Origin of the sequence: Niabella agricola (assembly GCF_021538615.1) — a bacterium.
GTDB lineage: Bacteria > Bacteroidota > Bacteroidia > Chitinophagales > Chitinophagaceae > Niabella > Niabella agricola.
Genome location: NZ_JAJHIZ010000003.1, coordinates 1,990,828 through 2,012,907, shown reverse-complemented (window position 1 = coordinate 2,012,907; position 22,080 = coordinate 1,990,828). Strand labels below are relative to the sequence as shown.

The window sequence follows — 22,080 nt, the reverse complement described above, 5'->3', positions numbered from 1 at the left end:
CTATTTATGCACCGGTGCCAGCAAGGCGGCAGAAGTCACATCCAGGTATAACCCACAGGAAGGATGCTCCTGTAAAATACTTGCCGGGAAAAGCGGACTCACCGGGCGTTCTACGCAATCTTTAATGGCCTGTGCCTTGCGACTGTCCGGCACAGAGCAAATGATATGAGCCGATTTCATGATCTGCTTTACCGACATACTGATGGCTTGTGCTGGTACTTCATCCACGGTGGCAAACCAGCCCTCGCCCATCTGCTGAAGACGGCATTTTTCATCCAGGCTTACGATCAGGTAAGGATCCTCGGTATTAAAATCAGCAGGCGGATCGTTAAATGCCAGGTGCCCGTTTTCACCGATGCCTACCAGGGCAACATCAATGGGGTATTGGCGGATGAGCTGGTTTAACCGCTGGCGTTCTTCTTCCGCATTGTTTTCACCATTAATGAGGTAATACGCTTTTAACGGAGCTACTTTATCCAGGAAACGCTCTTTAAGATATTTCCTGAAGCTGGCGGGGTGGGTAATGGGCAGCCCGATGTATTCGTCGAGGTGAAACATCACTACTTTGCTCCAGTCGATATCTTCCCGGATCAGCTGCTCCAGGGTCTGGAACTGGCTGGTGCCGGTGGCCAGGATGATGTTTGCTTTCCCGGTTTGCGCAATGGCGCTGCGGATGAGGGTGGCTGCTTTTGTACCGGCTGCATTTCCAAGGGCATACTTATCGTTTTGTATGATCAAATCCATAACAATAAACTAATTTTAAGGGTGAGGCGATAGGCATATCGCGGGATCAAAAGTATCAATTAACAAAGAGGAATGAAAGCGCACTGCTGAATAAAACAACGGTAACGTTATCGGCAAGGATTCCGGTAACGTTACCGGTTATTTGTACATTTGAAAAAGAAGAAGCACATGAATAATCGATAACTTAGCAAAAAACGATCAAAAGGCCGTCAACCCTGATCACGACGATAATATGAAAGAAAAAAATACAAACGTATCTGCTGCCGCACTTACAAATAAACAGGTGGGCGTTTCCATAGGCATTATTGCCGTAGTGTTTTTTGTGATCGGCTTTATCTCCTGGGTCAACTCTATCCTGATCCCGTACTTCAAGATCGCCTGCGAACTTACCACCTTTGAATCGTATTTTGTGACCTTCGCTTTTTATATCTCCTACCTGATCATTTCTGTGCCGGCTTCGTACCTGTTAAAGCGTACAGGGTTTAAAAAAGGAATGGCCATCGGCTTTGGAGTGATGGCCATCGGGGCCTTCCTGTTTATACCGGCGGCCGCGGTACGTACCTATGGCCTGTTCTTAACCGGTTTGTTTGCGCTGGGCGTAGGGCTGTCGGTACTGCAAACAGCGGCCAACCCGTACATCACCATTCTTGGCCCTATCGATCGTGCGGCGCAGCGCATCAGTATCCTGGGCGTATGCAACAAGGGTGCGGGCATACTGGCCCCGCTGATCTTTGCAGCGGTTATCTTACGGAAAACCGATACCGAATTGTTCAAACGCATTCCCCTGATGCAACCGGGCGAACGGGAACAGGTGCTGGATGAGCTGATCCAACGGGTAATGGTGCCTTATTTTGTGGTGGGTATCGTGCTGCTGTTACTGGGATTGCTGATTATGAAATCGCCGTTGCCGGAGATCAATACGGAAAAAGAAGACCCGGAGGTATTGAAGGCCAATGCGGATAAAAAAAGTATTTTCGATTTTCCCTACCTGATCCTGGGAGCGGTGGCCATCTTCCTGCATGTGGGCACACAGGTAATCTCTATTGATACAATCATCGGCTACGCTACATCCATGCACATGCCCCTGCTGGAGGCAAAGGTCTTTCCTTCTTATACGTTATTTGCAACCATCTGCGGTTACCTGCTGGGCGTCATCCTGATCCCCCGGTTTATCAGCCAGAAACGGGCTTTGCAGGTATGCACCCTGCTGGGCACCCTCTTTTCGTTCCTGATCCTTTTTATAAAAGGTAGCAGTACCTTTTTGGGGCATACCATCGATGCTTCCATCTGGTTTGTGGCGCTGCTGGGTCTGGCCAATTCGCTGATATGGGCGGGCATCTGGCCGCTGGCCATAAACGGGCTGGGAAGATTTACCAAGCTGGGTGCTTCTGTAATGATTATGGGGCTTTGCGGTAACGGGATCCTGCCACTGGTATACGGCCACCTGGCAGACCTGCATGGAACCCGTGAAGCTTACTGGGTATTGGTACCCTGCTATGCCTACCTGGTTTTTTATGCTTTCTATGGACACCGTATAAAAAAATGGTCGTAAATTCAAACAGATGGAACGTTATCTGAAAATCATCAATGCCCGGATCCTTACGCCCCAGCGAGTAATTAAAGAGGGGATATTAATAGCAAAGGCGGGCCGTATTGTGTATGTGGGTGAACAAAACCAGGAAGTAGCTGGTGCCCTGGAGATGGATGCGGAGGGCCTTTTCCTGGCGCCCGGGTTTATCGACCTGCATGTACACGGCGGCGGCGGTCATGATTTTATGGACGGCACTGTAGATGCGTTTCTTAAAATAGCGGAAACGCACGCGCGGTATGGCACCACGGCATTATACCCCACCACCCTTACCAGTGAAAAGCAGTACCTGCTGGATACGCTGGATGCTTTTGAAAGTGCACAGCAACGGAATACGCGTGGCGCGCAGCTTTTAGGCATGCACCTGGAAGGGCCTTATTTTGCCATGAGCCAGCGTGGTGCGCAGGATCCCCGCTATATCCGCAACCCCGATCCTGAAGAGTATAAAGAGGTGATCGGGTATTCCCGCTCGGTTAAGCGCTGGAGCGCGGCACCCGAACTGCAAGGTGCTATTGAATTGGGACAATACCTTTTATCAAAGAACGTGCTACCGGCCATTGCACATACCGATGCGGTATATGATGAAGTAGCGACCGCTTTTGAAAACGGTTACACGCTCGCCACCCATTTCTACTCCGGGATGTCCGGCGTTTCAAGACGGAACGGCTACCGGTATGCAGGTGTTATAGAAAGCGGTTACCTGATCGATGCTATGGATGTGGAAGTGATCGCCGATGGGATCCATCTGCCCGCGCCCTTATTAAAACTGATCGTAAAGATCAAAGGGGCCGACCGGATTGCGCTGATCACAGATGCCATGCGTGCTGCGGGTATGCCGGAGGGTGAAAGCGTGTTGGGCGGACGGGAAACCGGGTTGAAAGTGATTGTAGATAAGGGCGTGGCCTGGCTCCCCGACCGCAGTTCGTTTGCAGGAAGCGTGGCCACTGCCGATCGCCTGGTGCGGAATATGGTACACCTGGCAGACGTTCCGCTGGCAGATGCCGTGCGGATGATGACTGCTACACCGGCCCGCATTATGGGGATTCATCATCAAAAAGGTGCGCTGGTGGCGGGCAGGGATGCAGACCTGGTGCTTTTTGATGCGCAGGTAAACATCAGTAAAACGATCATCGGCGGACGGGTTATTTACAGCCGGGATGCTGTTAACGCCGGGTAGATTCCCGCTCGATTAATGTGCCTGGAAGGGTCACTTCCTCCGGAATAAAATTCCGTTTGCCGATATGTTTCAACAGCAGTTCGCAGCTTTTTTTACCGATCTCAAATGCCGGTTCGGCAATGGTAGAAAGGGTGGGGGATACAATGGTTGCGGCAGGATCGTTGGTAAAGCCGATAACACCTACCTTTTTGCCGATCGGGATGCCCAGTTCCTTCAGGGTGATCATGGCGCCGATGGCTTTACGGTCGTTTGCGGCAAAAATGGCATCCGGCCGGTCTTTCCGGCCAAATAGTCTAGCGGCGTCCGCCTGCCCGTTTTCCTGCGAGAACCCCGAATGAACGATCCATTGCTCTTTTACCGGCAAACCATGTTTTTGAAGGGCATCCAGGTAGCCTTTCTTGCGTTTTTGCGTAAACCCCAAACCTTCGGGGCCGGCAATATGGGCAATCTTCCGGTAGCCTTTTGCAATTAAATGTTCCACCGCCTCAAATGCACCGTTGTAGTCATCCTGCATGACCTTGGAAGTGTGAATGGCATCCGGCACGCGGTCGAAAAATACAATCGGTACCCCTGTATCGATCACCTGCTGGAAATGACTGTAGGCATCTGAATCTGAAGAAACGGCGATCAGTAATCCATCCAGGTTCGATACGGCTAGATTTTTGACGATGGAAAGTTCCCGTTCCGGGTCATCATTGGTAATATGCAGGATGATATTGTAATCCTGTTCATAAGCCACCTCCTGTATTCCCGTGATCACCGTTGAAAAATAATAATTGGTTACAAAAGGCAGGATCACCGCCAGGTTGTGTGAACTGCGGTTCACCAGTCCGGTGGCATTAAAATTGGGCCGGTAATTCAGTTCGCTGGCCATAGCCAGTACCCGCTCCCGGGTTTCCTGGTTTACATCATAGGTGTCTCTTAACGCGCGGGAAACCGTCGATACAGAAATATTTAACTTTTTGGCAATGTCCTTTATGGTAACAAATCGACCCATGTAAACGCTTTATGAAACAGATAAAAAGTGACGACTGTGAAGATAACAAATTAACACCATTAGGAGCGTGATCGGCATGCGAACGCACAAACTCCTGCACCCCTGCTCCGGCCATTGCAAATGTCAGGGGTAGTTTTGTTGTGATAGATGATCTGGAATCCTGGTTAACAGGTGTTAAGGGCGGTAAGCGTGGTAAGGCCATAGCGCATCATCAGAAATGCAATACGATCCCCGCAGAAAGTTGATTTTTCGCCGGGCCAGCCGGCAGCGGGATGCGTTGCAAAACTAGCTGGGGCGTTAGCGCTGCAGCGCTTCGTTTATATTTTCTTGCTGCGCCCAGTACGGGTATGGAAGCAATACCGATTCCCGCACCCACGATATAAAAAATGACGCCGGCTACGGTTTCTTCCAATCCGGCCAACCATTCGTTGCTGTTACTGTTGGCTTTTTCGGAGCCGATGGCAACGAATACTGTTCCAATCACACTACAACCGACGGCTGAAATGAGCAGACTCCGGCCGGTTTTGTACCTGCGTTCAGATAACTGTTGGTATTTATTGGCTAACGCTTGTTCCGGCGGCAGGGTATCGGTTTGCGCATTAAGGCTGGAAATACACAGCGCCATTAAGCAGGAAAGAAAAAAAGCGTTCATCGTATAGTTTTGAAAGGAGCCGAATAGTTGCGTCTCAAATATACAACAAGGTACCGCCAGGCAAAATCGCTGATTTCAGGGAGATGCTGAATGACCCCGGAGACGCCATTGGCAAAAAGTCGGTCTTGTAAATTCGTTCTTCAGCAAAAAAGTTGCATTTTTATAGCGTGAGGTATTTTATATTTTTACTGTTGCTGCTAAACGGGCAGCTGCTTTTTGCCCAGGAAACCGATTCTGTTAAAACCATTGCACCTGTTACCGTACAGGCATTTCAGCAAAAAAATGAGGCCACAACGGCGGTGGTGCACCGGGTGGAATATTCCGTGCCCACCAGCAAAAGCTCGCTGGTAACCGCAATGAATACCATTGCAGGGGTGCGCATGGAAGAGCGTTCTCCCGGAAGCTACCGGATCAATATCCGGGGCAGCTCGCTCCGGTCGCCTTTTGGAGTAAGAAATGTAAAAGTATACTGGGGTGGCATCCCGCTTACCGATCCGGGCGGCAATACCTATTTCAACCAGCTGGCGTTTAATAATTTTAGTGCACTTACGGTGTTTAAAGGCCCGGCCTCGAGCATGTACGGCGCCGGCACGGGCGGCCTGATCCTGATTGAACCGCCGGCCGCCACAGAAGGTGGTGTAGGCGTTGAATATTTTACCGGCAGTTACAATGCCCATCATATCCTGGCGGATGGAACCTGGAAGAAAGATAATTATATCAATACCGTAACCTATGCGCATGATCAGTCAGACGGATACCGGGCGCAGTCGGCTATGCAACGGAATAATTTCAGTTGGAATACCCGGATGAAATGGAAGGACCAGGAGTTGATCGCTTCGGTGCTTTTTTCAGATCTGTATTACCAGACACCGGGGGGCCTTACATTAAAAGAATATCAACAGAACCCGCGTGCGGCGCGCCCCAAAGCGGGAGCCTTTCCGGGTGCAGCCGACATCAACGCCGCTATCTGGCAGAAAACGATCACCGCAGGGGTAACCCATAAACAAAAATTCGGTCCCTACTGGAGCAATACAACCACCGGCTATGGGGCCTATGCACTGGTTAAAAACAGTGCGGTACGCAACTATGAACAACGCAAGGAACCGCATTTCGGAGGACGTACGGTGTTTGATTTTGAAAAAAAATGGGGAGTGGCCGCTCTTCAATGGAGCACCGGTGTAGAGGCACAACAGGGCTATTCCACCATCCGGGTGTCGAACAATAAAAATGGCCGGCCGGATACCCTGCAAACCAACGATGATGTAACCATCGGCACCTATAGCATTTTTACCCAGGGCATCCTTTCCTGGAAAAGCTGGAGTTATACCGCTGGTGTAAGCCTGAACCGAAGCCGGCTGCTGTTTTCCCGACTGAACGCATACCCGGTTACCGAACAGGTATTCCGTTATAATAATGAAGTGGCGCCGCGGTTTACAATACTGAAAAAGTTCCGGCCGCTAGACCTGCTGGCTACCGTATCCCGGGGCTTTTCGCCACCCACCGTGGCGGAAGTGCTGCCCTCTACCACCATTATCAATCCGGATCTGAAGGCGGAGCACGGATGGAATTACGAGCTTACGGCAAGGAAAACTTTGTTTAGCGGACAGCTGCACCTGGAAGCTACAGGCTTTTACTTTAACCTGAGCCAGGCCCTGGTGCAGCGCCGGGATTCCTCCGGGGCAGATTATTTTACCAATGCCGGCAATATCCGTCAAAAGGGTGCGGAACTATATGCCAATTATACACATTTCTTGAATGCAGGTTGGGTGAACTACCTGAACATTACTGCCAACTATGCGCATAGCCATTTTAAATACAGCGATTTTGTAAAAACAACGCAGAACTATTCCGGCAACTGGGTTCCGGGTGTGCCCATGAATACGCTGAATACGCAACTGGGCCTGGTGCTGAAACCAGGGATCTATACCGATGTGAATTATTACACGGCAGCTGCGGTTTTTTTGAACGACGCTAACGCGGAGAAAGCACCGGCCTATCACCTGCTGGGAATAAAGCTGGGATGCCGGAAACTGTTGAAAGCGGTAGAGCTTAATGTATATGCGGGGGTTGATAACCTGCTGAACGAAACCTATAGTCTTGGGAATGACATCAACGCTGCCGGGGGGCGCTATTATAATGCGGCACCCCTTAGAAATTATTATGCGGGTGCCGCAGTACGGTTGCGTAAAAATTAAAAGTTGCGGGGCTGGTTAAACGCTGCAGCTACCAATGCGGCGGCTTCGTAGGCCTGTTTGGCATTGTAACGGGTGGTAAGCGCATTGATATTGATGATATCAACGATGGTACCGATCAGGCACAGCCCGCCTGTTAGGAGGTAAACGATCCCCAATGCTATGTCGCCGATGATGAGGCGGTGAATACCCGCCACACCTACAAATCCCAGCAGGGATAATAAGAGGAGCTCCTGGCGCGATTTTCTTCTCCGCTGGTACAGCATCAGGAATTGTTCCTGTTGCGGTACGCTCATGTCGCGGCTGATGTTAAGGATCGTTACTAATTCATCGTATTCAATATCCGGGATGACCCGTAATACCTGTTCCTGGTTCATAATTATTGTTTTTGTTGGTGATGGGTAGTGACTTTATGGTTTGCCAGATCAGTACCGCTGTAGCAGGAATGCCCAGTTTATGCTCCTGCCAGGCGGTGTTGAAGTGGAGATGCAACGTGTGGTGCATTGAATGCCCGATGCCGCAGCCGGGACACCAGCTGATGCCCAGGGCCCGGAACGGGCAAAATGAGAAACTGCTTTCTGTATTCATAAAAAACAGCAGGAGCAATACCGCGCTCCAGGTGATCGTTTCTCTGTATGTTATGATGAATGCCCGCAGGTTCATAGAACAAATCTACAAAACTCTGGTGCTGTTTGTACAGCCGATATCGGTGAGCGGGAGCCAAACGGCGGTTAATTGATAAGTTGAAGGGTTAATGGGGATTTGAAAATTTGGAAATGAGGGAATGTGAGAATGTGAAAATGAAGGTGCTGCAAGATCCAAAAGACAAAAAACAAACGTCAAATACGGACGACCCTTCGGGAATGTAAAATAACCAATGAAAAATTTTAAATGTAGAAGTGATAATGCCGTTGCTGTTCCGTGATCTTTCCTCCGGTCGATATTGAGGATAATAGGAAATGGCGAGTAGTGAACAGGGAGCAGCGAGGCCCTCCAGGCAGAAACGACAACCTAAGGTGGAACTTTAAACCTTACCCCGGGAATGTAAAATGTTTAATAAAAAACATTAAATGAAAAAGTGCGGATGCCGTTGCTGCTCCGTAAACTTCCTCTGGCCGATATTCATAGATGTTAGATGACAGATCTCAGGCAATAGACATCTAATATGTGGTGTCTGGCATCCCAACACTAATATCTCAGGTCTGACACTGATGTCTGATATCTCGTATCTGGCATCTAATACCTAACCCCTTACATCAAGTATAAAACCGGATCTAATATGGAACCTTGAACGTTAGGCATGAAACAAAATTATTTCCGTACTGCCCAGCGGATCATTTCTTTCCAGGTCGGTTTTTTACCATACATCAGAATACCGGTCCGGTAAATTTTCCCGGCAAACCAGGTTACAAAGAGGAAGGAGGCGATCAGTACCGACATACTCAATGCCAGTTGCCAATAGGGGACCGTACCAGGTATGCCGTAAGGTACGCGGGCCATCATTACCAGCGGGGACGTGAAAGGAATAATGCTGCCCCACACCGCCAGTGATCCGCCGGGATCTTTTACCGCTGTCATCATAATAAAGAATGCGAAAATGATGATCATGGTAATGGGAAAGCTGAGCGATTGTGCCTCGCGCATATCCTCATTTACAGTGCTGCCTACGGCCGCATAAATAGAAGCGTAGAAGAAAAATCCGCCCAGGAAATAAAAGATAAACAAAAACAGAATAGCGGGCACATTGGTATCGGTGAATAATTTTTGTATCCCGCCTACGGCACCGGTAAGAGCGCTGTTGTTCAGTGCTCCCGACCCGGCCTTGGTAGCGTTGTAGATAATAAAAATAAAGGCAATCCAAAGCAGGAATTGAGTAAGTGCTACACAGGCAATGCCGATGATCTTACCAATCATCAGCTGAAAGGGTTTAACAGAGGAAACAATGATCTCGGCGATCCGGTTGGTCTTTTCTTCCATTACGCCCATCATTACCTGGGCTCCGTAAATGATGAGGATAAAATAAATAAGGAAACCGGATACAAAGCCAATGCCGTAAGCCAGGGAGGCGTCGGTTGTTTTGTGCTCCGTGTTCTCCGATTTTATTTCCAGCTGGCTGTGATTGAGCAATTGTTGCTTGAGCGTGTCGATGCCGAGGTTCTCATACTTGATCTCGTTCCAGATGGCGTTGAGCTTGGTTTGCACATCTGATACGGTGCCCAGCGTTTTTTTCGATTTGACCACCAGCTGATCCGGGGCATGGCTTATCATCGTATTGGCCGGTATTACCAGGTAGCCGTCGAACCCCTTTTGCTCAAATTGCTTTTCAAGCGCCGCAGGATCGTCCTTTACCAGCGTTAAGGTACTATTCGGGAAATCCTTATTGGCCTTGTCGATGCGTTGCTGGGTAAAGCTTCCGGATGAATCAACAATAGCAATCTTCAGCCGGGTGCCGGCTTTTTCAGACAGGTAAGAAGTGCCGAAGATGAGGGCCAGATAAAGAAGGGGAAACAGCAGCGTGGTAATGATGAAGGTCCGTTTGCGAACCCTGCTCAGGTATTCCCGTTGTATGATTAATGCAATCTTATTCATGAAAATCAGTCTTGAATCGTTTGAAATTGACGTGCCAGTGGGGTCCCCTCCACCTGGCGGATAAAAATATCGTTCAGCGAGGGCAGCAGCTCATTAAAGGATTCGATGGCATTACCGGTGTTCAGGAAATGCGCCAGTACCTGGTTATTGCTGACCTCCGGATGTTTCTGGATGATCAGCGTGTCCGCTGAGGCCTGTTTGATCTCAAAGAGACCAGGTGCTGCTGTTTGAGGCGGCGTATCCGCAAAAGAAATTTTATAAAGATGTTCCTTAAAATCCTGTTTGATTCCCTGTACGGTGCCATCCAGGATTTTCTGTCCTTTATTCACCAGGATGATGTGATCACAGATTTCTTCCACCTGTTCCATCCGGTGCGTGCTGAAGATGATGGTGGCACCGTTGCGTGCCAGGTTGAAGATTTCGTCTTTGATCAGGTTGCTGTTTACCGGGTCCAGCCCGCTGAATGGTTCATCGAGGATGATCAGCCGGGGCTGATGCAAAACGGTGGTCACAAATTGCAGTTTTTGCTGCATGCCCTTGGAGAGATCTTCCACTTTTTTATTCCACCAGGAGTCCATTCCCAGCTTGGCGAACCAGGTCTTCAAACGTTCAACGGCCTCCTTCTTTTTTAACCCCTTTAACTGGGCCAGATAAAGCGCCTGCTCGCCGATCTTCATTTTTTTGTACAGACCCCGTTCCTCGGGCATGTACCCGATCTTGCCGATATCGCTAATGGGATCAAAAGGATTACCGTCGAGCGTAATGGTTCCGGCATCGGGATAAAAAATTCCGGTGATCATGCGGATCAGCGTCGTTTTTCCGGCACCGTTGGGTCCCAACAGTCCAAAGATTTGTCCCTCTGCGATGGAGAAGCTGATGTCATCTACCGCCTTTTGGGTGGCAAAATATTTTTTTAGATGAGCAACCTGCAGTAAGTCCATAAAAATGATTTATAGGATGTAAATATAGTAAACACCTCCGGTTGCGGGTGAATTAAATGATAAGAAGACCGCCACTGCGGGCTTTGGTTTCCGCTTTGGAGATTTTATCGCACCTTTGCAGCACTATTTTAAAATATGAATAAAAATAAGCGGATCGTAATACTGTTGATAGCCCTGGCTATAGGCCTGAGCAGCTGGGGGTTTCTCGTACATCGCACGGTAAATCAGCTGGCGGTTTATGGGTTGCCCAAAAAAATGCAGGCCTTTTTCTATACAAATATAGACAGCCTGGTGTACAATGCACCCCGGCCGGATCAGCGGAGGAATGTGGACCCTACGGAGGGGAATAAACACTTCCTGGATGGCGAATATTACGGAGATAATGCCTTCGATATTATTCCGCATAAATGGGAAGATGCCGTGGCAAAATACACCGCCGACACCCTGAAAAAATACGGCACCCTGCCTTATGTAGTGGTAGAAACACAACGGAGACTGACGGAAGCGTTCCGGAACAAAAACAAGGATAGCATTATTTTCTACGCTACCGATCTCGGGCATTATATCGGTGATGCGCATGTGCCCCTGCATACTTCGATCAACTACGACGGACAGCTGACGAACCAACAGGGCTTGCATGATCTTTGGGAAACCACCATCCCCGAAACGGAGCTGGCCGGGTTTGCGATCAGAAGCCGGCATAAAGCGCAGTACCTGCCTTCTGTAGAAAATGCGATCTGGGACATCCTGAAGCATACGCATTCCCTGCTTCCGGTAATGTTTGCCACAGAAAAGGAGGTATCTAAGAACTTTACTGATACGTCCCGGAAATACCGTTGGGAATTCCGCTGGGGAAAGAACCGCCGGTTTTATTCTAAAGAATTTGCCATAGCGTTTCATAAGGCATTAAAAGGATCGGTTGACGAACAACTGATCCGCAGTGCCAATGCCTTGTCCGATTTCTGGTATACTGCCTGGGTAGATGCCGGCAGGCCCGACCTGAGCAGCCTGGTGACACAGACTTATAAGAAGAAACAGTTTCGCAAGGAGCGAAAGGCCTACCGTAAAAATCAATTGATTGAAAAGGGCTGGCTGATCAGTAATAATTTCAGAACGAGAGACTAGCGGCGAAACGCTAAATCATAAATTCTAAGTCTCGATTCTCGATCTCAACTCTCAATTCTCAACCCCAGCTTCAAACAAATCGTCTTCGCCACCCGTTCGCCATCCATTGCCGCGCTTACAATGCCTCCGGCATACCCGGCGCCTTCTCCGCAGGGATAGAGATTTGCGAGTTGCGGATGCTCCAGGGTTTCTGTATCCCTTGGGATCCGTACCGGTGAAGAGGTGCGCGATTCGGTAGCTACAATCACCGCATCATTGGAATAGTAGCCCTTGATCTTGTTGCCGAAGAGCTGGAAACCGCGTTGCAGGGCGGTGGTTACAAAGGGGGGCAACACCTCCCATAAAGGAGCGGAATGCAGCCCCGGCAAATAAGAGCAATCCGGCAGGCTTTGCGAAATGCGGCCTTCACAAAAATCAACCATGCGCTGGGCGGGCGCTACCAGTTTACCACCACCCGCTTTAAAGGCCAGCCGCTCTACCCACTGTTGAAAATAAAGCAGGAACAGGGGACTATCCAATACAGCTCCGTATGCTTTTTTAAATGCGGGGATCGCATATACGTCTTTTGCTTCTACCTGTACCACAATCCCAGAGTTGGCATAAGGATTATTGCGTTTGGAAGGTGACCATCCGTTTACCACGATCTCCTGCTGATCCGTTGCTGCCGGGGCAATGATACCACCTGGACACATACAGAAGGAGAACACGCCCCGGTCGCCCACCTGCTGCACCAGGCTGTAGGAAGCAGGTGGCAGCCATGCACCGCGGGACGCGCATTTATATTGTGCCTGGTCGATCAGTGTTTGCGGATGCTCTGCCCGTACGCCTAACGCAAAGGGCTTGGCTTCGATCAGCAGCCCTTCGTGATGCAGCAGGTAAAATATATCGCGCGCAGAATGACCGGTTGCAAGGATTACTGCAGCAGCCGTAAACGCATCGCCGTCAGCGGCGGTTACACCCTTAAGAACGCCTTTGTCAGTAATAAAGCCGGTCACCTTTTTATTAAAATGAACTTCCCCGCCGCTTGTCAGGATCTGTTCACGCATTGCCGTAATGATCTGGGGCAGCTTATTCGTGCCGATATGCGGATGCGCCTGGTATAATATTTTATCTTCGGCACCAAAGCGTACAAACGTGTTGAGAATTTTATTGATATCGCCGCGCTTATTGCTGCGGGTATACAATTTACCATCGCTATAGGTACCGGCACCACCCTCCCCGAAACAATAATTGCTTTCGGGATTCATAATGCCCTGTTTATTGATAGCGGCCAGATCGCGCCGGCGGGTACGCACATCCTTTCCGCGCTCCAGCACAATGGGTTTAATGCCTTTTTCAAGGAGCTGCAGCGCAGCAAAAAGACCAGCCGGTCCGGCTCCTACAATGATCACCTCCCGGGCCGCCTTATGTACATCTTTATATACCGCCCGGATCAGTTCCCGTTCCTGCGCGGGCTCATCTATATAAACCAGCAGCGATAGCTGGATCATGGGTTGGCGCCCCCTGGCATCAATGGAACTTTTTAAAACCGTATATCCCGAAACGGTTCCCGGCTTTCTGCCCGGTGCGCGGGCAATATAGGAGAGAAGTTGTGCTGCGTCTTCCGCCTCTTCAGGCTTTACGCGAAGCGTGATGGTCTGCTGCATATGTCCGATTTTTATCCGGAAAATTTTTACAAAGAAATGAAAATTTTACGGCAGATGCCTGAACTTTATCACCATGAAAAAAAAGGCTACCATTTCTTTAACCACCCGATTGCTGAAGTTTGCTGAAAACGGCGAAAAAACCGGCTGGACCTATGTGGAGATTCCGGCTGATCTGGCAGCGGAGCTGTTGCCGGGCAATAAAAAGATCTTCCAGGTGAAGGGGGCCATCGACGATCATAAGATTGCAGGTGCTTCCCTACTGCCCATGGGCGGCGGTAATTTTATCCTGCCGGTAAATGCTGCCATGCGAAAGGGTATCCGTAAAAAAGAAGGAGCCATAGTGAACCTTCAGTTGCAACTGGATTCCCAAAAGTATGTGTTGAATCAAGAACTGCTGGATTGTTTGGCTGAAGAACCGGAGGCACTGGCGTTTTTCCGGTCCCTGGTACCCTCGCGCCAGCATTATTTTAGCAAATGGGTGGATGCTGCAAAAACAGATGCCACGAAAGTCACCCGTATTGCCCGGTGTATATACGGATTGCAACGGAAATGGGATTACGGCGAGATGATCCGGTTCTATAAAAACAAGGAGGCTTGATTTAAACAGGAACCGCCCCGCAGCCCGTTGCATGGATCCGCTCTTTGCTCCACAAAACCTTAGGCTGCCGTTTTTCCCGGCTGGAAATAAGCCCATACAAAAAGAATGATATCGGTCTTAGATCCCGGGATAAATATTAAACCGATATTTGTGCCAAACCGGGGTACCGGTATGATTGCTTCATTAAAACAATACATGCGAACGGATCAGCATTTAAAGCGCCAGTTGTTGTGGGAACGGATCATTAACGGGGACAAGGAAGCTTTCTTTGATCTGTACAAAGACCTGTATTATCCGCTGGTAAATTTTGGAATAACCATATGTGCCGATGCAGCAATAGCTGCCGAGGGCGCCGACGAGGTATTTATTACATTGTGGCAAAAACACCGGTCATTTGGCCGTGTGGAGCAGGTGGAAGCCTACCTGCGCACTTTTGTAAAGCGGAAGATTTTTCGCCTGCTGGAGCGCAAACGCAAAATAAACGATGCACTGCTGAACTCTTTTAAGGAAGATGAATGGGTGGAGATGAGCTACGAGGAATTTATTGTGAGGGTACAAACGGATGAACTGGTAAAAGAGCAGTTAAAAACCGCCCTCGAAAAGCTTACGTACCGGCAAAAGCAGCTGATCTGTCTGAAGTTTTTTGATGGCCTTTCTTATGAACAGATCGCGGCGCAAACCAATCAAACCATTAAAACCGCCTATAATACCATCTATGATGCACTGAAAATATTAAGAAAAGAACTGGGTGCATCCTGAGTAGAACAACCATGGTCTCCGTTTTAAGAAGCGGGTGTCCTGTGCTGCAGGGTCTTTTACGCGGCAATTCAAAAAAAATAAAAAAAGTTTGTTTTTTCTTAGGAAAACGGCAAAGATCCGGGCACTGATATAGTATAATGGGTGCTATTGCCATTTTTGAGTAGTTATGACGATTGACCGAACGAATTTTAATGCAGAGGACTTTTTAATCGACAGCAGTTTTCAGCAGTATTGTGCCGGTACTGATGCCCTAAGCGTTCGTTACTGGGAACAATACATGGTAGCACATCCTGAACAGAAAGCGGTGCTTGAGGAAGCCCGGCGTCTGTACCGGATGCTGAGTGGGAACAAGCCGGAGATGAATGCGCGGCTGGCCGCGGTTGAAAAGAAGATCAACCGGTTTGGGGGCATGCGGCTCCCGGGCAAAACCTGGCTCAGGGTGGCAGCGGTATTCCTGTTGCTGGCGTCGGGTACCTGGGTGTACCTGGGCATGCGACACCGGGCGCCGGGTGTTTACTCAGAAGCGCCCCTGGCCGTGTATACGACCCGCAGCGGGGAACGAAAGAAGATCGTATTGCCCGATGGTACCATGGTAATGCTGAATGCGCAAAGCAGGCTATCGGTGCGTAAGGCGTTTAATGGCACCAACCGGGATGTATTGTTAAACGGAGAAGGTTTTTTTAGTGTGGCGCATAACCGGAACAAGCCTTTTAACGTGTATACCGGCGATCTGAAGGTAAAAGTACTGGGTACTGAGTTTAATGTAAAAGCCTATGACAATGATGCCTCGTCGGAGGTAACGCTGCTGAAAGGGGCGGTTACAATGGAAACCACACAAACCGGTAATGCATCCATTGCGCTAAAGCCCGGTCAGAAGATCGTTTACAACCGGAAACTTCCCGGTAAGAATGCGGAAACAGACCGCTCCGGTTCCGGACATCATCTTCCCGAAATGACCCTGTATCCATATACCCTTACCAGGGACAGCACCATTGTAGAAACAGCCTGGACACAGAACCGCATTGTGATTCAGGACCAGGAACTGATGGACATAAAAGAACTATTGGAAAAATGGTATGGGGTGGAGATTGTTTTCGATGATCCGGACATCGGACATTACCGGTTTACAGCCGTTTTTATAAACGAAACCATTGAACAGGCATTAACTGCTTTACAACAGGCAAAGAACTTCAAATACAACATACAGGGAAATAAAATAACAATCGCAAAATAAAAAAATGGACGGTGTTTGCGCACCGCCCGTACTTTTTTGACTTGAAAGAGATTGGTGGCCCATGCTCCAACATACGCCATTCAATCCATTATTACGATCAAAATACAAAAATATGAACTATTATTTGCTTCTGCGGCATTCCCGGTACCGGAATGTCTTTAAATGGATTGTATTCATGAAACTAACGATTCTTTTCGCCTGTCTAGCGTTGAATGTTTCGGCGAAGGTATTTTCACAGGAAAAGGTTTCCCTTCATACGCAGAATGAAAACCTGGCCAATGTGCTGAGGATGATTGAACAGCAAACCAGCTACCGGTTTGTGTACAGCTCTTCTTATGTACCGGTGGAAAAAAATATCAGTATTTCCGTAAAAAATGCGTCGATAAATGAAGTGCTCACCCAGTTATTGCGGGGCACCAATCTGGGTTTTTCGGTAACCGGCACATCGCTGGTCACCATTTCCCGGCAGGAGGATATTACGATTACGGGTACGGTAAAAAATGAACAGGGCGAAGCGCTGATCGGGGCTTCAGTGAAGATCAAAGGAAGCGCCACGGGCATTGCCACCGACGGCGAAGGCCGTTTTTCCATCCGTGTTCCGGCGGGCGGAAGCGTACTGGTGTTTTCGCATGTGGGATATGAAGACCTGGAAATACCAGTAACCAGTTCTCAAAACATCGGTGTGGTTTTAAAAGAAAAACAACAGGAAGCAGCCGAGGTAGTAGTGATCGGGTATGGAACCCAGAAAAAGATCAATCTCAGTGGTGCGGTAGCACAGGTGGGGGGTAAGGACCTGGTAAACCGGCCGGTACCCAATGTTACGGCTGCTTTGCAGGGCGTTGTGCCTGGAGTAACCGTTACCCGGTCCAGCGGTAAGCCGGGGGCTGAAGGTATTAGTTTCCAGGTTAGGGGTGCCACTTCTTCAAACGGTGCCAGTGCCTTGGTACTGGTGGATGGAATTGAGCAAAACATCAACCTGATCGATCCGAATGAAGTAGAATCGATCTCGGTGCTTAAAGATGCATCAGCTTCTGCCATATACGGGGCAAGGGCAGCGGCAGGGGTGGTACTGATCACTACGAAAAAAGCAGCCCTGGGTAAAACCCGCGTTACGTTTAACGGGTACTATGGGTGGAACATCAATGCCCGGATGCCGGAGCGGCTGAACTCCTGGGACGAACAAATCCTGATCGACGAGGCGCGTGCCAATGCCACCGGGTCGCCGGAATATAATGCCGAGCAGCGCGAGTGGATCCGGAATCCCAATTTATGGTACCGCCCCAATCCTGCAACCGATCGCTGGGAATACTTCGCCAATACTAACTGGATCAAGGAGGGCATGGATAAAATCAACCATATGCAGAACTATTCGCTGTCGGTAAGCGGCGGCACCGATAAGCTGAATTACCTGGTTATGGGAAGCTTTTATACAAGAGACGGGGTGTTGCGGTATGGTCCTGATAATAATGACCGTTACAACCTGCGGAGCAATATCAACGCGGAGCTGAACAAATACATCAGCATGAAGGTGAACCTGGGTTACATCAGCTCGGTGATCGATGAAAACTCCTATGGTACAGATGGCATCATTAACCTGATCTACCGCGGCCGTACCCGGCAGCCCCTTTACGTGCCGGCTGAGGACAGTACCGGGCAGCGCTATAACGGCGACCTGATGCTGAACCCGGTAGATATAGAAAACAATGCAGGGCTCAAACGGTCGAACCTGGAAAACCTTACGGCCAGACTGGGCTTCCAGGTAAAAAATGTGGTAAAAGGGCTTACACTGGATGTGATCGGCTGGAGGAACCAGGGTTTCCTGACCTCCGAAGCGCATAACCGGAGCATCTTCTGGTATGGCCGTTCAAAGAATACGGTCAGGGGGATGATCAATGATCCCAATTCCATCACGGTGATCAAAGCAAAAAGCTATCAGAACAACCTGCAGGGCTATCTGACCTACCAGCTGAATGCCGGGGATGATCATCATATAAAGTTGATGCAGGGCGGATCTTATGAAGAATACCGGGCAGATTCGCTGACCACCAGTGTACAACGGATGTTTAATAACGAAGTGTTCAATGTGAGCTTTGGTGATCCCACTACGCTCCAGTCGCGGCAGGATATCGGCACCTGGGCACTGGCTTCCGCCTTCGGGAGAGTGAATTACGATTATAAAGGCCGCTATTTCCTGGAAGCATCCTACCGGTATGATGGCAGCTCGCGCCTGGCACCGGAAAACCGCTGGCAGCTATTCCCTTCTTTTTCTGCCGCCTGGCGTTTGGGCGACGAATCCTTTATCAAAGACAACCTGGCCTTTGTAAATGACCTGAAACTGCGGGGCTCCTGGGGTGAGCTTGGTAACGGTTCTCCCCTGGGTTATTACCCTTACCTGGCTACGCTTACCTCCGGGAACAACCTGGTGTTCAACAATGCAAGAGCCCAGTATTATTACCAGGAAGTGCTGGCATCACCCTTTGTAACCTGGGAAACATTACAGCAAATGAATATTGGGATAGATCTTGCGCTGTTCCGGAACCGGCTTCAGTTAACTGCCGATTACTACGTGAAGCGCAATAAAGACATGCTGGCCAAGGTAAACCTGCCCAGTATCATCGGGGTGGCCACACCCTTCTATAATACCGGCGAACTGAAAAGCTGGGGTACGGAGCTGGATGTAAAATGGAATGACAAATGGGGTGATGTAACCTATAATATCGGTTTCAATATTTCTGATATGCAGAATAAGCTGGTAAAGTACAACGGGCTGAACGTGATTAACCTGGATGCGAGCGCACAGGGTGGTATCACCCCATTGCTGGAAGGGTATCCGCTGAACACGGTTTGGGGGTACAGGACCGATGGCTTTTTTCAAACACAGCAGGAAGCGGATGATTATCGCAGCCGCATACAGGTACCACCCAACGCCAGTTTCCCGGTAAAATCAGCGCCGGGGGATATCCGGTATGTAGACCTGAATGGAGACAATAAGATCAATTTTGGCAGCGCCACGCCACAGGATCGCGGTGACCTGGTATACCTGGGGACCACGAATCCCCGGTATGCATATGGCTTTAACATGGGGCTGAACTGGAAGGGGATCGATTTTTCGGTGTTCTTCCAGGGTGTGCTTGACCGCAAGTTTGTGGTGAACCCCACGGCGATGGTGCCCTATATCGGTACAGCAGAACAAGCCTCTACCATACATATGGACCGCTGGACACCGGATAATCCCAATGCTTATTTTGCAAGGATGTACCAGCAGGCCAGTTTTAACTACCTCACCTCCGACCGCTGGACACAGAACGGCAACTACCTCCGTCTTAAAAACCTGCAGATCGGGTATAAAATTCCGGTGAAGCGCGGAGCCATAAAGGACCTTCGGGTATATGCTTCGGGTCAGGATTTGTGGGAGCACACGAAGGTGCTGAAGATATTTGACCCCGAAGTGCCCAATGATGTACGAACCACCGCTTATCCGTTCTACCGGAGTGTATCCGTCGGTTTAAACATGATCCTCTAACCGCTCTGCAACTAAAAAAAAGCAATTGAATCACGATAAAAATATTTATATGAAAAAAAGCATTGTTGCCTTAATGGCTGCTGTACTTTTTATAACCTGTTTTTTTAGCGCCTGTTCCATCGACCGCAAACCGGAGTCGCTGTTCCCCGATGACGAATTCTGGAATACGGAAGCCGATCTGAAAGGCGCTGCCAACCGCCTGTATCAGCAACTGCTGCCCAACTGGAACGATGTACGGGCAGATGATGCACGGGCCACCACCTTTAACGATATCAGCAATGGTACCCGGGGCATACCAGCTACCAGCACGGACTGGTCTGGCCCCTATACCATTATTTTTACGGCCAATAATATGTTAACGAAGGGCGGGAAGGCCAATGTTTCCGATGCGGTGAAGAACCGCTATTTTGGCGAGGCGCGTTTCTTCAGAGCCTACAATTTTTTCCAGTTGCTCCAGAAATATGGGGATGTGCCGCTATTGCTGAAACTGCTGGATTTCGGATCACCCGAATTGTATATGCCGCGTACACCCAGGGCACAGGTGATTGCGCAGATTTATGATGACCTGGATTTTGCTGCGGCCTGGCTGCCCGCCATGGCGCAATTACCAGCCGCCGATTACGGCCGTGTTACGAAAAGTGCTGCCTGGGCATTAAAGGCCAGGGTGGCGCTTTACGAGGGTACCCGGTTAAAGTTTCACGGAGGACAGGAAGGCTGGCAGCAGCACCTGCAAAAAGCAGTGGAAGCCGCCGACAATGCAATGAAACAAGGGCATACGCTTTTTGCCGACTACGGAAGCCTGTTTCGCCTGGAAGGCGACGGTCCGGCCAACAAGGAAAATATTTTTGTAAAAGTATATGGGGTTAGCTCCACCAACCCGATCCTTACGCATAACCATTCCAGCGAGCTTTCCAATGGGGCGCTTGCCGTTACCCGCAACCTGATCCGGATGTACTTGTATGCAGACGGGTTGCCCGCGTTTAATACGGATAACAGTACTTCAGCCGAGCGCTCTGTCTACTTTGTGCCTGAAGGCAATGAAACCTCTTACAATACGGTGCTGGAAAACCGTGATCCCCGACTGGCCCAAACCGTTTACATGTACAAAGAACCTTCGTTTGACCGGCCCTGGATACCAGAGATCAACCAGGCGGGCCGTACAGCCTATGGTACCAAGAAAGGATTTTATAAGGAGAACGGGCAGGGGAGCATTTGCACCGGCGACCGGATCCTGATCCGCTATGCGGAAGTATTGCTGACCTATGCTGAAGCGAAATACGAGCTCAGCGAAACGATCTCTGACGAAGAGCTGGACAAAACGGTAAACCTGCTACGGACCCGCGCAGGATTGAATGTAAAACTCAGCAACAGTTTTGTAAACGCCCATAACCTAAGTATGCGGGAGGAGATCCGGAGAGAGCGGACTGTTGAGCTGGCGCTGGAAGGCTTTCGCTATGATGACCTGATGCGCTGGAAAACCGCAGAAACCGTATTGCCCAAAGCGCTGCTGGGCGCAAAATACATTCAAAGTGAATGGACCACTACAAAAGATCCCAGTGTACTTACCTTAAACAGCGATCAGGTATTGGTAGTAGAACCGGCAAGCGCACGCAGCTTTAAGACAAATAGAGACTATTTGTATCCCGTACCGCAGAATGAAATTAACCTTAGCAATAATAACGTGGTGCAAAACCCCAATTGGCAATAACCTTATTTTAAGTATTAAATTTTTCAGCAATGAAATGGATCAAATATATGGCCGTTGTTTTTAGCCTGTTATATATACTGGCGTCCTGTGAAGACAAAGATTACCCGAAGGGAGTGGAGGAGTATGCGCATCACTACTACCTGGTCTTTTATCCCAATACCAATGACACCGTTCGGGTGCAGCGCAGCCAGGCAGGATTGTTAAAGCTGCCGGTACAGTTTTATTCATCGTTTACCCGCAACTATGATGCTGTGGCGTATTATATCGCCGATACGGCACGCATATCCAACCGCGCGGTCCGGGGAACCGATTTTGAAATCACAGACCGGAATGGCACGGCGTTGCAGCCTGACGGTGATGGCCGTTTTTCCCTTACGTTTTCAAAAGCCGTGCAAGCCAAAGATACGATTTATGTGAAGCTGCTCAATGCAGCGGCTCCGGGTTCCCGAAGGGTAACGATCCACATCCTTGGCAATACCACGGAACAATACACTGTAGATACCTTTGCCAACGGGCATTTGCGACCGCTGGTAATTAACTAGAATGGGACAACGTCTGCACCTGACCTGAAGAATTTTCAGGTTATCTGTATTCGCTGATCTTCCGG

At 49.4% G+C, this 22,080-nt stretch carries 18 protein-coding genes; 10 read left to right on the top strand and 8 right to left on the bottom strand.

What is annotated here, in order from left to right; all coding sequences use genetic code 11:
- Complete coding sequence (locus LL912_RS13860; RefSeq protein WP_235554173.1) at positions 1-744, bottom strand: glucosamine-6-phosphate deaminase; 744 nt, start codon at positions 742-744, stop codon at positions 1-3.
- Between the two features lie 232 nt (positions 745-976).
- On the opposite strand from LL912_RS13860, the gene LL912_RS13855 reads away from it, so the two are divergent.
- Together LL912_RS13855 and nagA are read left to right on the top strand one after the other, a co-directional pair.
- A complete protein-coding gene (locus tag LL912_RS13855) occupies positions 977-2,296 on the top strand; it encodes a sugar MFS transporter (protein ID WP_235554172.1) in 1,320 nt (439 codons plus the stop codon).
- Positions 2,297-2,306: 10 nt separating this feature from the next.
- A complete protein-coding gene (gene nagA / locus LL912_RS13850; protein WP_235554171.1) occupies positions 2,307-3,509 on the top strand; it encodes an N-acetylglucosamine-6-phosphate deacetylase in 1,203 nt (400 codons plus the stop codon).
- Here nagA and LL912_RS13845 read toward each other — a convergent pair.
- Positions 3,496-4,506, bottom strand: coding sequence for a LacI family DNA-binding transcriptional regulator (locus LL912_RS13845; protein WP_235554170.1), 1,011 nt, complete (start codon positions 4,504-4,506; stop codon positions 3,496-3,498). The genes nagA and LL912_RS13845 overlap by 14 nt on opposite strands.
- A gap of 211 nt (positions 4,507-4,717) precedes the next feature.
- Complete coding sequence (locus tag LL912_RS13840) at positions 4,718-5,158, bottom strand: hypothetical protein (protein ID WP_235554169.1); 441 nt, start codon at positions 5,156-5,158, stop codon at positions 4,718-4,720.
- A 167-nt stretch (positions 5,159-5,325) separates the two neighbouring features.
- Between LL912_RS13840 and LL912_RS13835 the strand changes: the two genes are divergently transcribed.
- Entirely contained in the window at positions 5,326-7,353 is a 2,028-nt protein-coding gene (locus LL912_RS13835) for a TonB-dependent receptor plug domain-containing protein (RefSeq protein WP_235554168.1), read from the top strand.
- Here the strand turns inward: LL912_RS13835 and LL912_RS13830 are convergent.
- The 4 genes from LL912_RS13830 to LL912_RS13815 form a co-directional block, all read right to left on the bottom strand.
- Positions 7,350-7,727 (bottom strand): TM2 domain-containing protein, encoded by a 378-nt coding sequence (locus LL912_RS13830; RefSeq protein WP_235554167.1) that lies wholly within the window; start codon positions 7,725-7,727, stop codon positions 7,350-7,352. The two genes, LL912_RS13835 and LL912_RS13830, sit on opposite strands and share 4 nt — an antisense overlap.
- Positions 7,687-8,013, bottom strand: coding sequence for a DUF2752 domain-containing protein (locus tag LL912_RS13825; RefSeq protein ID WP_235554166.1), 327 nt, complete (start codon positions 8,011-8,013; stop codon positions 7,687-7,689). Before LL912_RS13825 ends, LL912_RS13830 begins: the two co-directional genes overlap by 41 nt.
- Positions 8,014-8,661: 648 nt before the next feature.
- Positions 8,662-9,939, bottom strand: coding sequence for an ABC transporter permease (locus tag LL912_RS13820; RefSeq protein ID WP_235554165.1), 1,278 nt, complete (start codon positions 9,937-9,939; stop codon positions 8,662-8,664).
- A gap of 5 nt (positions 9,940-9,944) precedes the next feature.
- On the bottom strand, positions 9,945-10,880 hold the full coding sequence (locus LL912_RS13815) for an ABC transporter ATP-binding protein (protein WP_235554164.1): 936 nt from the start codon (positions 10,878-10,880) through the stop codon (positions 9,945-9,947).
- 135 nt (positions 10,881-11,015) lie between these two features.
- On the opposite strand from LL912_RS13815, the gene LL912_RS13810 reads away from it, so the two are divergent.
- Complete coding sequence (locus LL912_RS13810) at positions 11,016-12,005, top strand: zinc dependent phospholipase C family protein (RefSeq protein WP_235554163.1); 990 nt, start codon at positions 11,016-11,018, stop codon at positions 12,003-12,005.
- Between the two features lie 44 nt (positions 12,006-12,049).
- Here LL912_RS13810 and LL912_RS13805 read toward each other — a convergent pair whose 3' ends face one another.
- A complete protein-coding gene (locus LL912_RS13805; RefSeq protein ID WP_235554162.1) occupies positions 12,050-13,651 on the bottom strand; it encodes an NAD(P)/FAD-dependent oxidoreductase in 1,602 nt (533 codons plus the stop codon).
- Between the two features lie 73 nt (positions 13,652-13,724).
- Between LL912_RS13805 and LL912_RS13800 the strand changes: the two genes are divergently transcribed.
- The 6 genes from LL912_RS13800 (at position 13,725) to LL912_RS13775 (ending at position 22,015) form a co-directional block, all read left to right on the top strand.
- Entirely contained in the window at positions 13,725-14,249 is a 525-nt protein-coding gene (locus LL912_RS13800) for a DUF1905 domain-containing protein (RefSeq protein ID WP_235554161.1), read from the top strand.
- Between the two features lie 150 nt (positions 14,250-14,399).
- The gene (locus LL912_RS13795; protein WP_235554160.1) at positions 14,400-15,008 is read left to right on the top strand and encodes an RNA polymerase sigma factor; all 609 of its coding nucleotides are present in this window, start codon (positions 14,400-14,402) and stop codon (positions 15,006-15,008) included.
- 166 nt (positions 15,009-15,174) lie between these two features.
- Complete coding sequence (locus tag LL912_RS13790) at positions 15,175-16,242, top strand: FecR family protein (protein ID WP_235554159.1); 1,068 nt, start codon at positions 15,175-15,177, stop codon at positions 16,240-16,242.
- Between the two features lie 112 nt (positions 16,243-16,354).
- Positions 16,355-19,765 carry a TonB-dependent receptor gene (locus LL912_RS13785; protein ID WP_235554158.1) on the top strand — a complete coding sequence of 1,137 codons (3,411 nt, stop codon included), beginning with the start codon at positions 16,355-16,357 and terminating at the stop codon, positions 19,763-19,765.
- Between the two features lie 49 nt (positions 19,766-19,814).
- Entirely contained in the window at positions 19,815-21,473 is a 1,659-nt protein-coding gene (locus tag LL912_RS13780; protein ID WP_235554157.1) for a RagB/SusD family nutrient uptake outer membrane protein, read from the top strand.
- 29 nt (positions 21,474-21,502) lie between these two features.
- Positions 21,503-22,015, top strand: coding sequence for an Ig-like domain-containing protein (locus LL912_RS13775; protein ID WP_235554156.1), 513 nt, complete (start codon positions 21,503-21,505; stop codon positions 22,013-22,015).
- Positions 22,016-22,080: the final 65 nt, after the last annotated feature.

Bases quoted from the DNA above. Each gene is read 5' to 3' on its own strand.
- nagA (WP_235554171.1), top strand. From the start codon at position 2,307: ATGGAACGTTATCTGAAAATCATCAATGCCCGGATCCTTACGCCCCAG.
- LL912_RS13810 (WP_235554163.1), top strand. From the start codon at position 11,016: ATGAATAAAAATAAGCGGATCGTAATACTGTTGATAGCCCTGGCTATA.
- LL912_RS13805 (WP_235554162.1), bottom strand. From the start codon at position 13,651: ATGCAGCAGACCATCACGCTTCGCGTAAAGCCTGAAGAGGCGGAAGAC.
- LL912_RS13820 (WP_235554165.1), bottom strand. From the start codon at position 9,939: ATGAATAAGATTGCATTAATCATACAACGGGAATACCTGAGCAGGGTT.
- LL912_RS13840 (WP_235554169.1), bottom strand. From the start codon at position 5,158: ATGAACGCTTTTTTTCTTTCCTGCTTAATGGCGCTGTGTATTTCCAGC.
- LL912_RS13845 (WP_235554170.1), bottom strand. From the start codon at position 4,506: ATGGGTCGATTTGTTACCATAAAGGACATTGCCAAAAAGTTAAATATT.
- LL912_RS13855 (WP_235554172.1), top strand. From the start codon at position 977: ATGAAAGAAAAAAATACAAACGTATCTGCTGCCGCACTTACAAATAAA.
- LL912_RS13780 (WP_235554157.1), top strand. From the start codon at position 19,815: ATGAAAAAAAGCATTGTTGCCTTAATGGCTGCTGTACTTTTTATAACC.
- LL912_RS13815 (WP_235554164.1), bottom strand. From the start codon at position 10,880: ATGGACTTACTGCAGGTTGCTCATCTAAAAAAATATTTTGCCACCCAA.
- LL912_RS13785 (WP_235554158.1), top strand. From the start codon at position 16,355: ATGAACTATTATTTGCTTCTGCGGCATTCCCGGTACCGGAATGTCTTT.
- LL912_RS13825 (WP_235554166.1), bottom strand. From the start codon at position 8,013: ATGAACCTGCGGGCATTCATCATAACATACAGAGAAACGATCACCTGG.
- LL912_RS13830 (WP_235554167.1), bottom strand. From the start codon at position 7,727: ATGAACCAGGAACAGGTATTACGGGTCATCCCGGATATTGAATACGAT.
- LL912_RS13860 (WP_235554173.1), bottom strand. From the start codon at position 744: ATGGATTTGATCATACAAAACGATAAGTATGCCCTTGGAAATGCAGCC.
- LL912_RS13790 (WP_235554159.1), top strand. From the start codon at position 15,175: ATGACGATTGACCGAACGAATTTTAATGCAGAGGACTTTTTAATCGAC.
- LL912_RS13775 (WP_235554156.1), top strand. From the start codon at position 21,503: ATGAAATGGATCAAATATATGGCCGTTGTTTTTAGCCTGTTATATATA.
- LL912_RS13800 (WP_235554161.1), top strand. From the start codon at position 13,725: ATGAAAAAAAAGGCTACCATTTCTTTAACCACCCGATTGCTGAAGTTT.